Genomic DNA, 13,771 nt, shown 5'->3' on the forward strand with positions numbered 1-13,771 from the left:
TCACGACATAGTCTGCAAAACCGCCGTCGCGGTGGATGCCGATCGCCCTGAGATTGCTGCACAGGTTGACCCGGCCGGCCCGGCAGTGGCTGCAGCGCCCGCAGGAAATGTTGGGGTCGCCGGTGACGCGGTCGCCGACAGAGATATCGGCAACCGCATCTCCGACAGCCTCGACGATGCCGCAGAATTCGTGGCCGAGCGTCACCGGCGGTTTTGACGGAAACTCGCCATGGAGAAGGTGCCTGTCGGTGCCGCAGACGCCGCAGGCTTCGATCCGCACCAGGACATCCTCCGGCCCCGGCGCAGGTTTGGCGACCTCGCGAAGCGCAATGCTGCCGATTGCCTCCAGCCGGACGGCTCTCATGACTTAGTCACCTCAATTGAAACTCGGCGGCTTCGAAAGGTCGGGCGCCGGCGCCGCCGGCTTGGCGGGCGGTGTATCGCCGAAATTCGGCGGCTGCGACAGATCGGGCGCGCCGGGGGCTGCCGGCGCCGTGCCGCCATTGGCGGGCGGCGCCGCGCCATTGTCGGCCGGCGGCGTGCCTAGCGGCGACAGTCCCGGCATCTCCGGCAGCTTCAAGTCTATCGTGGCGGGTTCGACAGCGGCACCCTTGTAGCGCATCACCATCTGCGGGAAGGCGATGGTGAGCCCGATCATGATCACCTGGATACAGACGAACGGCACCGCGCCCCAGTAGATCTGGCCGGTGGTGACCGGCGCGATCTGCTTGCCGGTGATGCGGTCGAGATAAGGCACGCGCGCCGCGACCGAGCGCAGGTAGAACAGCGCGAAGCCGAAGGGCGGATGCATGAAGCTGGTCTGCATGTTGACGCCGAGCAGCACGCCGAACCAGATCAGGTCGATGCCGAGCTTGTCGGCGGCGGGTGCGAGCAGCGGCACGATGATGAAGGCGAGCTCGAAGAAGTCGAGGAAGAAGGCCAGCACGAAGACCAGCAGGTTGACGCCGATCAGGAAGCCGGTCTCGCCGCCGGGCAGCGAGGTCAGCAGATGCTCGACCCAGATGTGGCCGTTGACGCCGTAGAAGGTGAGCGAGAAGACGCGCGCGCCGATCAGGATGAACAGCACGAAGGAGGACAGCCGCGTCGTCGAAGCCAGCGCCTGTTTGATGACGTCGAACGACAGCCGCCTCTTTGCCGCAGCCATGATCAACGCGCCGACTGAACCCATCGCGCCGCCTTCGGTCGGCGTGGCGATGCCGAGGAAGATGGTGCCGAGCACCAGGAAGATCAGCGCCAGCGGCGGGATCAGCACGATCACCACCCGGAGGCGCTGGTCGGCGATCGCCACGACATAGATCACGATCACGCCGACAGAGGCGCCGAGAATGTCGGCGTTGTCGCCATGCGCCGGCACCAGATAGCGGTAGGCCGCATAGGAGATGGCGGCGGTCGCCAGCAAAGCGACGATCAGCGAGATCACGCCGCGGCCGAGCGTGCGCGCCTCGGGAGGCAGGGCCGGCATCGAGCTCGGCCGGATGATCGACATGATCAGGATGTAGAGCATGTAGATACTGGTCAGCACGAGGCCGGGAATCAGCGCGCCGGCATACATGTCGCCGACCGAGCGGCCGAGCTGGTCGGCCAGCACGATCAGCACCAGCGAGGGCGGGATGATCTGGGCCAGCGTGCCGGAAGCGGCGATGACGCCGGAGGCGAGCCTGCGGTCGTAGCCATAGCGCAGCATGATCGGCAGCGAGATGAGACCCATGGCGATGACGGAGGCCGCCACCACGCCGGTCGTGGCGGCAAGCAACGCGCCGACGAAGATCACCGCATAGGCAAGCCCGCCGCGGACCGGGCCGAAAAGCTGTCCGATCGTGTCGAGCAGGTCCTCGGCCATACCGGACCGTTCGAGCACGATGCCCATGAAGGTGAAGAAAGGAATCGCCAGCAGCGTGTCGTTCGACATCACCCTGGTGCCGTAGAAATTGTCCGGCAGCGCGTGCAGAAGCGGCCAGGCGAGGTTGATCGATCCGCCGGAGTAAGGCGACAACAGCACGCCGATGAAGAAGAACAGGAGACCGTTGGCGGCGAGCGAGAAGGCGACGGGGTAGCCGATCAAAAGGAAAATGATCAGCGAGGCGAACATGATCGGCGCCATGTTCTGCGCGATGAACTCGATCATGAGCGCACCTCGCCGGCCAGCGACTTGGCTTCTTCGGCCAGAGCCTCGGCCTCGAGCTTGACCTGGTCATGCGCCGAGATGAAGGGATTGGGATCGTCCATGTCGCCGCGCATGATCGCGATCTTCTTGATGATCTCGGAAACGCCTTGCAGCGCCAGCAGGAAGAAGCCGGCAAGCAGGATGGCCTTGGCCGGCCACACGATCAGGCCGCCGGCATTGGTCGACATCTCGCCGCTGTGGAAAGACAGCGACACGTAAGGCACGAAGTAGATCACCATCAGCACCACGAACGGCATCAGGAAGAAGAGGTGGCCGAGGAGGTCTATCCAGTGCTGCACGCGGCGAGGGAACATGCCGTAGACGATGTCGATGCGGATATGGTCGTTCTGCTTCAGCGTGTAGGCCGCCGCCAGCATGAAGGCGGCGCCGAACAGGTACCATTGCAGTTCGAGCCAGGCATTGGAGGAGGTGTCGAACGCCTTGCGGATGACGGCGTTGCCGGCACTCACCAGGATCGCCAGCAGGATCAGCCACGAGATCCAGCGGCCGATGAACTCGTTGATGCGGTCGATCGTCCTGGAGAGAGCGAGCAGCCCTGCCATGAAATTCCTCCCTGATGCTGGCGCCGCGCCCGATTCCCCCTCCGGTGTCGCGTCGCTTGGCCCAACGGTATGCAGTGCGTGGTCCGGTTGGTCAACATGACAAGGCGCGACAAACGACGGCGCCGGTGGAAAGCTGCCGGTTCACCGAACGTCATGCAACCAAAGTCTGAGGGATTCAGGCGACCTTGGCCTGGTCGCGGCTTGCGCCGATCAGCACCAGCATGGCGACGAGGAAGAGATATATCCAGCCATCGCGCCATTCGATCGGGAAGTAACCGGCCCACAGCGATTCGGCCATTCCGAAGGCCGCGGCGCCAAGCGCCGCCTTGAGCGGCGACAAATAGCCGCCGACCGCCGTGACGAACAGGATCTTGAGGCCATAGACGAGACCGGTGCCGAAGCTGATATTGCCGTAATAGAGGCCGGCGAGCACGCCCGCAAAAGCCGCGCAGAAGCCGCCGTATAGCACCGCGCGGCGGAACACCGCGCGCACGTCGACGCCGCACATCGCGGCCGCCTTCGGATCGTCGGAGACGGCTCGCCAGCAGCGGCCGAAGCGCGAATGCGAAAACGTCCAGGCCGCCAGCGCCACCACCGCTATCACGGCGGCGCAGTCCAAAAGCTGGATGACGGTGAGCGTGACCTTGAAGCCGGCATCCTGCGCGAAGACGACAGGATCGGCGAGCATCGGCGGCAGCCAGAGATCATGGGTGTCGGCGGCGATGCGGCTTGCTTCCGACAGGAACAGCAAGATGCCGAGCGTCGTCACCACGATGGCGTTGGGCGACCTGTCGGCCAGCCTTTCGAAGACGCTGCGCGACAGCACTTGGCTGATCAGCACGGCATAGAGCAGAGCGGCCACGATGCCGAGCGCGACCGACGCGAACAGCGTCAGCCACAGCGCCTGGTAGCCGAAGGCCGCGGTCAGGATCATCGTGTGGCCGCAAAAGGCAAACAGCGCGCCATAGGCAAGGTTGGTGCGGTGCAGGATGCCGTTCGTCAGCACATAGCCGAAGGCGAGCAGCGCATAGAGCGCGCCGGAATGCAGCCCGTTGAGCACCTGCTGGTAGAAATAGAGCATTGAGCATCCCTGCAGCGCTGCGCCCTTTGGGACGCGCAAAGGACGCTGGAGCACTTTGATTTAGCGGCGAGCCTTGCATCAGGAATCTAACTTGTCAAATACGTTTTATCGGTTAGATTTCCTGCCATGACGGTATCCTGGACCCCGCACCGCTTCACCGGCGGCATCCTCGCGCTCGACACGGCGAACACGGTCGTGCTGCGCAACGATCCGGAAAAGACTTTTGATCGTTTCGACGATCCCGCCGAGATCGCCCGCTTCGCCGAGGCGGCAAGCGGCTTTCGCGCCGCCGAGCTCGGCGGCCGGCGGCTGCAGGCGCCGGAACCGGGCGGCATCGCGCCGGTCGTGCTGTCGATCCGTGAGGCGACCGACCGGCTGTTTCGCCATGCCATAACGAAAGGCGCGATCTCCGCCGGCCATCTGCCGGATTTCCTGACGGCCTGCGCCAGCGGCCTTTCCGGTAGCAGCACCGAGATCGGGGCGCCGGGCCAGCCGTTCGGCGATCCGGCGACACCGATCGCCTTCGAGGCGGCCTTGGCCGTCTCGGCGCTTTCGCTGTTGCGCGACGAAACCGTTGCCAGGCTCAGGATCTGTCCGAACTGCAGCTGGCTCTTCGTCGACCGCAGCCGCAACGCCAGCCGCCTCTGGTGCGACATGGCCGTCTGCGGCAACCGCCAGAAAGCGAACCGCTTTTATCGCCGCCGCACGGCGGCCAGGGAGGCCATCAATGCCTAGCAAGTTCCGTTCGATCGCCCTCGGCGCGGCCTTGATTGCCGCCACAGTGCTCGGCGCCTGCCGCGATACGGGCAAGGAGCAGCTCTTCGCCATTTCCGGCAAGCTGTTCGAATTCAACTACAGGCTCGGCATAGCCACCTATGTCATCACGCTGAGGCCGCTGCGGCCCATGGGCGAGGGGCAGGTCGCGGTCGTCAATTTCCAGAATCCAGCCGGCGGCGACCCGCTCATCGTCAACCAGAAGATCTGGCCCAAGCTTCCCCATATCACCTTGACCAGCCCTCCGCTCACCTGCGTCGTCAAGGACAAGCCCTATTCCGTCACGATCCGCATCGAGGATTCGAGCGGCACCCTGCTGCAAAGCCTCGAGACGACGATGACCTCGACGGAGGACCAGACGATGCTGCCGGACCGGCCTCTGGTGATCGGGCCGAAATACGAGCTCAACCCGGACCTCGCCGGCCATCCCGACGGCAAGCTGCCCGATGAGCCGAAGCCGGATTGCTCGAAGGCGGTCTAATGCATGTCGCCCAAAAGTGTGTAGCGGTTTTGGGAAAACGACATGCACAAAAACAAAGATTTAAAGCGCGTCGCTCGACGCGACGCGCTTTAGGGCACGATCTTGAACCGGAGGTCAGCGTCAGCAAAAACTGCGCAGCGGTTTCGGAAAGATCGTGCCCCGGCAGGAGACGCCGGCTGCTGAAATTTTCGTGCTTCGTGAAGCGTTTAGCTTCGTCTTAAATGCACTGGGCGACTTCACTCGGACCGTTTGTTGCGTCCGCTCTGGCCCCTGCTTTTTCGTTTGACCTCTCCCGCAAGGGAAGAAAGACTGCGGCGTCCCACTCCGACGTTGGCCGCCCGTCTGAGGCGTGCCTCCGCAGAGGAAATGCCTGATGACGCTGCATGACGTCGCGCTCGACGACAAGTTCGACCTTGGCAAGGAGCGCGTTTTCCTGTCCGGGGCGCAGGCCGTCGTGCGCATGCTTCTTATGCAGCGCGAGCGCGACCGCCGCGCCGGGCTCAACACCGCGGGCTTCGTCTCCGGCTATCGCGGCTCGCCGCTCGGCGGCCTCGACATGCAGCTCTGGAAGGCGAAGCGGCAGCTTGCGCAATCCGACATCGTCTTCCAGCCTGGCCTCAACGAGGAACTCGCCGCCACCGCCTGCTGGGGCTCGCAGCAGACCGAGCTGCTCGGCGAAGGCACGCATGACGGCGTCTTCGCGGTCTGGTACGGCAAGGGGCCGGGCGTCGATCGCTCCGGCGACGTGTTCCGCCACGCCAACCTCGCCGGCTCGTCCAAGCATGGCGGCGTTCTCGCCCTGATGGGCGACGACCACATGGCCGAATCCTCGACCAACGCGCATGCCACCGAATTCCTGTTCGTCGACACCATGGTGCCGATCCTCAATCCGGCCGGCGTCCAGGAGATCATCGACTACGGCCTTTACGGCTTTGCCATGTCGCGCTTCGCCGGCACCTGGGCGGCGATCAAATGCGTCAAGGACAACATCGAATCGACGGCCTCAGTCGACGCCTCGCTCGAGCGGCTGAACATCGTCACTCCTGACTTCGACATGCCGCCCGGCGGCCTCAACATCCGCCACGAGATCGACATGCTCGGCCAGGAAGAGCGGCTGCATGAGCATAAGCGCGCCGCCGCTTCCGCCTTCATCCAGGCCAATGGGCTGAACCGGATCGTCTATTCGGGCGGTCGCAACCCGAAGCTCGGCGTCATCACCATCGGCAAGAGCTATCTCGACGTCCGCCAGGCGCTGGAAGATATCGGCATCGATGAGAAGGCCGCAAACCGCATCGGCATCCGCCTGTTCAAGGTCGGCTGCCCCTGGCCGCTCGATTTCCAGCACATCGCCGACTTCGCGCGCGGCCTCGACACCATCGTCGTCGTCGAGGAAAAGCGCTCGCTGATCGAGGTGCAGCTGCGTGAAAATCTCTACGGCACCGCCGCCCAGCCGGCCATCGTCGGCAAGAAGGACGAGCGCGGCGACTGGCTGTTTCCGGCCAAGGGTGCGCTCGATCCCAACGAGATCGCGATCGCGCTCGGCGAGCGGATCCTGCGCACCATCGGCCCGTCGGAGGAGATCGCCGCGCGGGTGGCGAAGCTGCGCCAGTTCCAGGCGATGCTCGCCGACACCGTCGACATCGGCTCGCGCACGCCTTTCTTCTGCTCGGGCTGTCCGCACAATTCCTCGACCAAGGTGCCGGAGGGCTCGCTGGCCGCCGCCGGCATCGGCTGCCACTTCATGGCGCTGTGGATGGACAGGAACACCGTCGGCTTCACCGCCATGGGCGGCGAGGGCGCGCAATGGGTCGGCCAGGCGCCGTTCTCGAAGCGCGACCATATCTTCCAGAATCTCGGCGACGGCACCTACAACCATTCCGGCCTGCTGGCGATCCGCTTCGCGCTGTCCTCCGGCGCCAACATCACCTACAAGATCCTCTACAACGACGCGGTCGCCATGACCGGCGGCCAGCCGCATGAAGGCGGCCTCACCGTGGATATGATCGCCAGACAGGTGCGCGCCGAAGGCGTCAACCGCATCGCCATCGTCACCGACGAACCGGACAAATATGCCGGCAAGGCCGATTTCCCGGCTGGCGCCACGATCCATCACCGCGACGACCTCGACCTGGTCCAGCGCGAATTGCGCGGTGTGAAAGGCGTCTCGGTGCTTCTCTACGATCAGACCTGCGCCGCCGAGAAGCGCCGCCGCCGCAAGCGCGGCACCTTTCCCGACCCCGACAGGCGCGTCTTCATCAACGAGTTGGTCTGCGAGGGTTGCGGCGATTGCGGCGTGCAATCCAACTGCGTCTCGATCCAGCCGGTCGAAACCGAATTCGGCCGCAAGCGCCGGATCGACCAGTCGAGCTGCAACAAGGATTTTTCATGCCTTGGCGGTTTCTGCCCCTCCTTCGTCACCGTTCATGGCGGCAAGATCAGGAAGGCCGAAGGCATCGCCGGCAAGACCGATCCGCTCGACGGCGTGCCGTCGCCCGCCGAATTCCCGCTTGGCGGAGAGGGCTGGGCGGCGATCATCGACGGCGTCGGCGGCACCGGCGTGGTCACCATCGGCGCGGTGCTCGGCATGGCCGCCCACCTCGAGGGTAAAGGCTGCGGCATGATCGACATGGCGGGCCTTGCCCAGAAGGGCGGCTCGGTCTTCACCCATGTCCGCATTGCTTCGACGCCCGAGGACATCCACGCCATCCGCGTTTCGGCCGGCAAGGCGGATCTCGTGCTCGGCTGCGACCTCGTCGTCTCCGGCGCCAAGAAGGTGCTCGCCGCGGTGCGCGAGGGTCACACGATGTTCCTCGCCAACACCGCCGAAATCATGCCTGGCGAATTCACGCGCTCCGCCGATTTTTCCCTGCCGGTCGAACGGCTGAAGAAAGCGATCCGCGCCGCCGCTGGCGACGACAACGCCCACTTCTTCGACGCCACCCGCACCGCCACCGCTTTGTTTGGCAATTCGCTCGGCGCCAACATGTTCATGCTCGGCTTCGCTTTCCAGCATGGCGGGCTGCCGCTGTCGGCCGAAGCCGTTGAAAAGGCTATCGAATTGAACGGTGAAGCCGTGGCGATGAACATCGCCGCCTTCCGTTGGGGCCGTCGCGCCGCGCACCAGCCGGACTTCGTGCGCAACCTGGTCGGCAAGACCGGCAAGCCGGTGTCCGCGCCCGCCGAAACGCTGGACGACATCATCGCCCGGCGCGTTGCATTCCTCACCGCCTACCAGAACGCCGCCTATGGCAAGCGCTATGCCGATAGGGTCGCCGCGCTGCGTGCCGCCGAGGCGCGGGCGGTTCCCGGCTCGACCGCTGTGACCGGGGCCGCCGCCAAAAACCTGTTCAAGCTGATGGCGATCAAGGACGAGTATGAGGTGGCGCGGCTCTATACCGACGGCAGCTTCGCCTCCGATCTCGCAAGGCAGTTCCAGAGCTACGAAAGGCTCGAATTCCATCTCGCGCCGCCGATCCTCGGGCGGCGCGGCAATGACGGCAAGCCGAGGAAATCGAGTTTCGGTCCCTGGATGATGAAGGCTTTTCGCCTGCTGTCGGCCATGAAAGGCCTGCGCGGCACGACATTCGACCTCTTCGGCCACACCGCCGAACGGCGCGCCGAGCGGCAACTGCTTGCGCAATACGAGGCTGATCTCGATCTGATCGCCGCAGCGCTTGCGCCGGGCAGGGTCGAAGCCGCTGCCGCTCTCGCCTCCGTGCCCGCGCTCATCCGCGGCTATGGCCATGTCCGGCAGGCCAGCGCAGCAAAGGCGGCCGAGGAGCGCTCCAGACTGCTCCAGCGGCTGAGCCAAACCGTGCCGGTGCCGGTTCTCAACGCCGCCGAGTGATTTGCGCCGACTCTTTGCCCAAGGCCTTTCCGGCCCGCCCAGGTGTTCGCGCCTTGGCGGGCAGGCGGAAGCTGCTGCTCAAGCCATCGCTGTTCTAAGCCTTTCTTAAGGCGGTTGTGGCATGACAAGGCTTAGCGTTGGGCCGACCATATGGGCAGAACAAAGACCGAAAGCATCCCCGCGGATGTTTATATCCAATTTGTGCGCTCGTTGTTCGACAACGCGCATATGTTGCTGATCGGTGGCGCGTGCTATTGGATCCTCGGATTCATGATCTATCTGCGCACGCACAACCCCTTGTTCCTGACGTTTTCTTTTGCTCTGCTTTCCGTCAGCCTTATCCGTTACTTCGGCATTCGCAGCTTCCTGCGAACAGGCGGCGTGATTGCCGATGTCGAACACGCGCAGCGGTTGGAGCGCAGCTACATCCTGAAGGGCTGCCTGCAGGGCCTCGGCCTGGGCGCGCTGTGCTTCGTGTCGATCTATGTGTATCCCGATCCCTTTGCCGAGCTGGCGGCGATGTCGCTGACCTTGGCCACCCTGGTCACGGTTGTCGCCCGCAACTACGGCTCGCCGCGCATGGTGCGGATCTTTTCGGTGACCTTCATCGGTCCGGCGGCGCTTGCGCTCCTGCTGCGCATGGACGCGCCTTCCGTCGTCCTCGGCCTGATGATCATCCCGATGACGTTCATCACCATCACCGGCGCCGACCATGTGCGCAACGTGCTCTTCTCGGCCGTCATCGGCCACAAGCAGGCGAGAAACCTGACGCGCAGGTTCGACCGCGCGCTCAACACCATGTCGCATGGCCTGGTCATGCTCGGCCCGGACGGACGCGTCGCGGTCGCCAATGCCGAGGCCGCCCACCTGATGTCGCTGAAGTCGGCCGACGCGCTGCTCGGGCGTTCGATCCACGGTCTTCTGATGCGCGGTGTCGCCGGCGGCATGCTGGCACCGAAGGACTGCCGCTACATCGAGGCGCAGCTGACGCGCGCCCTGCGCGAGGGCCGCGACCGCAAGGTGCTGGTTTCGCTCGCCAACGGCCAGCACTACGAATTCTCCGCGCGCGAAGGCAGCCAGGAACTCGGCGTCGTCACCTTCGAGGATGTGACGGCCCGCGTCGAGGCGGAGGAGAAGATCCGTTTCATGGCGCGCTACGACAACCTCACCGGCCTGCCGAACCGCGCCTACTTCCACGAGCTGGCCGGCGAGGCCATGGCGTCCGGCGACCGCGACCGGCTCTGCGGCCTGGCGGTGCTCGATCTTGACGATTTCAAGAGCGTCAATGACACGCTCGGCCATCCGGTCGGCGACGGGCTGATCTATGCCGTGGCCGAGCGGCTGGCGGCGGTTGCCGGGCCTGGCATCAATGTCAGCCGCTTCGGCGGCGACGAGTTCATGATCTATTTCGACCGCATCGAGGATGAGAGCCATCTCGGCAGCCTGCTCGACGAGATCTTCGCCGACTTGCAGGGCGAAGTCGACGTTGCCGGGCATGGCCTGCGTATCCAGGCCAGCGGCGGCGCGGTGTTGTCCATCGTCAAGGACACCGACGTCGATGCCATGATCGTCAAGGCGGACCTTGCGCTCTACAAGGCCAAGGAGCTCGGCAAGAACAGCTGGCGGCTGTTCGAGGCTTCGATGGATGCCGCCTTCCGCAACCGCCAGCTGATGAAGGCCGATCTGCGCAGCGCCGTGCAAGCCAAGGAACTGCGCGTCGTCTACCAGCCGATCGTATCGATGAGCACCATGCGCATCGCCAGTTGCGAGGCGCTTTGCCGCTGGGATCATCCCGATCTCGGGCCGATTTCGCCGGGCGTCTTCATTCCGCTGGCCGAGGAGATGGGCATCATCTCCGAGATCAGCACCTTCGTGCTGCAGGCAGCCTGCGCCGAATGCGCCAAATGGCCGGCGCAGACCAGCGTTTCGATCAACCTGTCGGCCAAGGATTTCCGCAACCGCGACGTCGTGCAGAAGGTGCGCGACGCCTTGGCGGCGTCGGGCCTTGCGCCGCACCGGCTCGAGATCGAGGTCACCGAGACTGCCCTGCTCGACGACAAATCGCTGACGCGCGAACTGATCGAGGAGTTGAAGACCCTTGGCGTTCGCATCGCGCTCGACGACTTCGGCACCGGCTATTCGAGCCTCAGCTATCTGCACAAGCTGCCGCTCGACAAGATCAAGATCGACCGCTCCTTCCTGATCGACGTGACCCAGAGCGCCCAGTCGCTCGATCTTTTGAAGGGGATCGTCGGCTTGACCCGGACCTTGGGCCTGGTCGTCACCATCGAAGGGGTCGAGACCTTCGAGCAACTGAAGATACTTGTGCGCTCGGTCAAACCGGACCTCGTGCAGGGTTTCCTCTTCGGTGCCGCGCTCAGTGCATCGGGCATCGAGACGATGTCGAACGTCACCTGGCCGTTCGCCGCGGACCTGCGTCTCGCCGCCAAGCGGACGGCCAGGTAGCGCAGTTGCGGAATTCGCTCGATTGAGATCGGCAATGCACGTTGATCAAACGTGCGCAGCATTTTCTACGAAAACAGAAGTTTTGAAACTTATTTTGCAACGTTTTCCAGAATAACTTCAGAAAAACCTGTCGAATCTTTTCCATCCGTAACTGCATAAAGGTGAATATTTGTAGAAGGTCGACGCTTCTGCCGGATTCTGACACGGATTAGTGCTTTCTGCTTGCAGATTTGCGGCGTCCTTTCATGTTGAAAGTGAGCTTAGTGCAAGGCGCCAGATTTGCTTTTTCAGCGCAACGCTGCCGCCTGCAATTGCGCCGATTATTAAGGTTAACGAAGGGTAAATCAGCAGGGTTGAATTTTCGGCTTGTGTCTCATTTCAACTCGAATAGCCTAATCATAGGCGGATACGAGGACTTGAGATGGATGCTGCGAGAAACGATGCGCAGGCTGGCGCCGGCGCAAACACTGGGTCGGCGCTGAACCGTTCGATCATGCAATTGCTGGAGCATGTCGACTATCGCCTCATCACAGGGGGCGAGGATCTGGAGGCGATCTACCGCCTTCGCTATCACTCCTATTTGCGGTCAGGCATGTGCGGCCCGATCGCCAGCGGGATGTTCGAGGATCGCTGGGACAATCTGCCGAATTCCTACCGGTTCGGTGTCTATTTCGATGGTGAATTGGTCAGCACGCTGCGCCTCCACTATATTTCCCGCGAGCACCCCTATTCGCCTTCCGTCGACGCCTATCCCGAAATATTGGCCGAGCGGCTTGCCCGCGGAGAGACCTTCATCGACGGAACGCGGTTCGCGACCGATCCTGACAGCGCGCCCGCGCCTGGAGTCCTGCCTTTCCTGACGCTCAGGCTCGGCATGGTGGCCTCCAGCTACTTCGGCCAGACCGCGGTGCTCACGCCGGTCAAGGTCGAGCATTCCGCTTACTATGCCCGTATCTTCCATGCCGTGCAGCGGACCGAGGGCAAGGTGTTCCCGGGCGTTCTTGCGCCGATCGCTTTGTTCGAAATCCCCTGTGGCGAAAATTTGCGCCTGACCCTCGAACGGTTCCCATTCTTCAAGTCGACGCCGATGGAACAGCGGCTGATGTTTGCCAACCCGGCGATCAACCGGCTGACGCCGCTGTCCATCATTCCGACGGCGAAATACTATCGCGACGCTGCCTGAACCCTCCGAGCATCGTGGACCTTTCCTTCGGTTTCGCCGTTATGAAATAGCGGCGTCGCCGTCGAGCGGCGCCGCGGTCCTGCGCAACAGGCGTTCGCCCCGGGCCCATGTCGGGTTGTTTGTTCATGGGAAGGATACGATCATGACCATCCATTCACTCGCGCTCGCGCCCCTGATCTCGCTGATCGCCGGCATATTGATCCTGGTGATGCCGCGCCTGCTCAACTACATCGTCGCGCTCTATCTGATCGTCGTCGGCCTGCTCGGCCTGTTTCCGCAGCTCGCCGGCTGAGGTTCAGCACCCACGCTGCGTCGCGGTGGCGGCGTCCCGTCCCATTTCAACTTTCATTTGAGGCTGTTGTCGCCGGTCGTGCGGCAATAGCGCCATTGCTCTTGGTCCGGCTTTTCGCTATGTGCCTCGAAGATGTCTTCGAAGGGGTATTCCTATGGCTGATCATGCGCCGACCGGTCCTGTCGAACTGGGTGCGAAGATGGACTATGCCGAGCATGACCGCACCTATGCGGCCTTCCTGAGGCTGGCCAAATATGGATCGCTTATTTGTCTGGCAATACTCGTGGCGATGGCTTTCGGTTTCTTCGCGGGCGGCTTCTTCTCGGCGCTGATCCTCTTCGCGGCTATCATGGCCGCCGGCGCATTCATTCTCCGGTAGTTTTCTCAAACCCTTTGCCGGTGACGCCGCCGGAGATCGGTCGGCGCCTTGCGGACAGGTTCCAGCCGAAAGGATCAAGCGGTGGGGCAGTCGGTATTCATCCCTCGTGAGCTTGACGCGAACGAGCCGCGTGTGGCGGCTTCGCCTGAGACGGTGAAACGGCTGGCGGGCCTGGGCTTCGAGGTGATCGTCGAGAAAGGCGCGGGCCTCGGCTCACGCATCACCGATCAGGATTTTGCCGCTGCCGGCGGCACGATCGGCACGGCCGGCGATGCCAAAAAGGCCGATGTGGTGCTGAAGGTGCGTCGGCCGACCGATGCCGAGCTGAAGGGCTACAAGTCCGGCGCGGCGGTCATCGCCATCATGGATCCCTACGGCAACGATGCGGCACTTGCCGCGATGGCCAAGGCCGGCATCACCGCCTTTTCGATGGAATTCATGCCGCGCATCACCCGCGCGCAGGTGATGGACGTGCTTTCCTCGCAGGCCAATCTCGCCGGCTATCAGGCGGTGATCGACG

11 protein-coding genes and 1 pseudogene are annotated in these 13,771 nt (G+C 63.6%); 8 read left to right on the top strand and 4 right to left on the bottom strand.

Features of this window, described 5'->3' with window-relative positions; all coding sequences use genetic code 11:
- The 4 genes from EOA38_RS12565 to EOA38_RS12580 all read right to left on the bottom strand — a co-directional run.
- The coding region (locus tag EOA38_RS12565; protein WP_148669483.1) for an alcohol dehydrogenase catalytic domain-containing protein at positions 1-364 on the bottom strand (364 nt) is incomplete at its 3' end.
- A 12-nt stretch (positions 365-376) separates the two neighbouring features.
- Positions 377-2,146: a TRAP transporter large permease subunit gene (locus tag EOA38_RS12570; protein ID WP_189434632.1), complete on the bottom strand. Its 1,770-nt coding sequence runs from the start codon at positions 2,144-2,146 to the stop codon at positions 377-379.
- Positions 2,143-2,748, bottom strand: a complete 606-nt coding sequence (locus EOA38_RS12575; protein ID WP_127299343.1) for a TRAP transporter small permease subunit — start codon at positions 2,746-2,748, stop codon at positions 2,143-2,145. The genes EOA38_RS12570 and EOA38_RS12575 overlap by 4 nt, the downstream gene beginning before the upstream one ends.
- A gap of 175 nt (positions 2,749-2,923) precedes the next feature.
- Positions 2,924-3,829 carry a branched-chain amino acid ABC transporter permease gene (locus EOA38_RS12580; protein ID WP_127299344.1) on the bottom strand — a complete coding sequence of 302 codons (906 nt, stop codon included), beginning with the start codon at positions 3,827-3,829 and terminating at the stop codon, positions 2,924-2,926.
- Between the two features lie 126 nt (positions 3,830-3,955).
- Between EOA38_RS12580 and EOA38_RS12585 the strand changes: the two genes are divergently transcribed.
- From EOA38_RS12585 to EOA38_RS12620, 8 genes and pseudogenes are all read left to right on the top strand, one after another.
- Positions 3,956-4,564, top strand: a complete 609-nt coding sequence (locus EOA38_RS12585) for a CGNR zinc finger domain-containing protein (RefSeq protein ID WP_127299345.1) — start codon at positions 3,956-3,958, stop codon at positions 4,562-4,564.
- A complete protein-coding gene (locus EOA38_RS12590; RefSeq protein WP_126090607.1) occupies positions 4,557-5,084 on the top strand; it encodes a hypothetical protein in 528 nt (175 codons plus the stop codon). Before EOA38_RS12585 ends, EOA38_RS12590 begins: the two co-directional genes overlap by 8 nt.
- Positions 5,085-5,457: 373 nt before the next feature.
- Positions 5,458-8,931, top strand: coding sequence for an indolepyruvate ferredoxin oxidoreductase family protein (locus tag EOA38_RS12595; RefSeq protein WP_127299346.1), 3,474 nt, complete (start codon positions 5,458-5,460; stop codon positions 8,929-8,931).
- A 150-nt stretch (positions 8,932-9,081) separates the two neighbouring features.
- Positions 9,082-11,397, top strand: a complete 2,316-nt coding sequence (locus EOA38_RS12600) for an EAL domain-containing protein (RefSeq protein WP_126090605.1) — start codon at positions 9,082-9,084, stop codon at positions 11,395-11,397.
- 421 nt (positions 11,398-11,818) lie between these two features.
- Positions 11,819-12,580, top strand: coding sequence for a hypothetical protein (locus EOA38_RS12605; RefSeq protein WP_126090604.1), 762 nt, complete (start codon positions 11,819-11,821; stop codon positions 12,578-12,580).
- 142 nt (positions 12,581-12,722) lie between these two features.
- Positions 12,723-12,872, top strand: coding sequence for a DUF3096 domain-containing protein (locus tag EOA38_RS12610; RefSeq protein WP_124999626.1), 150 nt, complete (start codon positions 12,723-12,725; stop codon positions 12,870-12,872).
- A gap of 154 nt (positions 12,873-13,026) precedes the next feature.
- Positions 13,027-13,251, top strand: coding sequence for an aa3-type cytochrome c oxidase subunit IV (locus EOA38_RS12615; RefSeq protein ID WP_126090603.1), 225 nt, complete (start codon positions 13,027-13,029; stop codon positions 13,249-13,251).
- 81 nt (positions 13,252-13,332) lie between these two features.
- A pseudogene (locus tag EOA38_RS12620) lies at positions 13,333-13,771 on the top strand (NAD(P)(+) transhydrogenase (Re/Si-specific) subunit alpha); the annotation flags it as partial.

The organism is Mesorhizobium sp. M1E.F.Ca.ET.041.01.1.1, assembly GCF_003997355.1.
Lineage (GTDB): Bacteria > Pseudomonadota > Alphaproteobacteria > Rhizobiales > Rhizobiaceae > Mesorhizobium.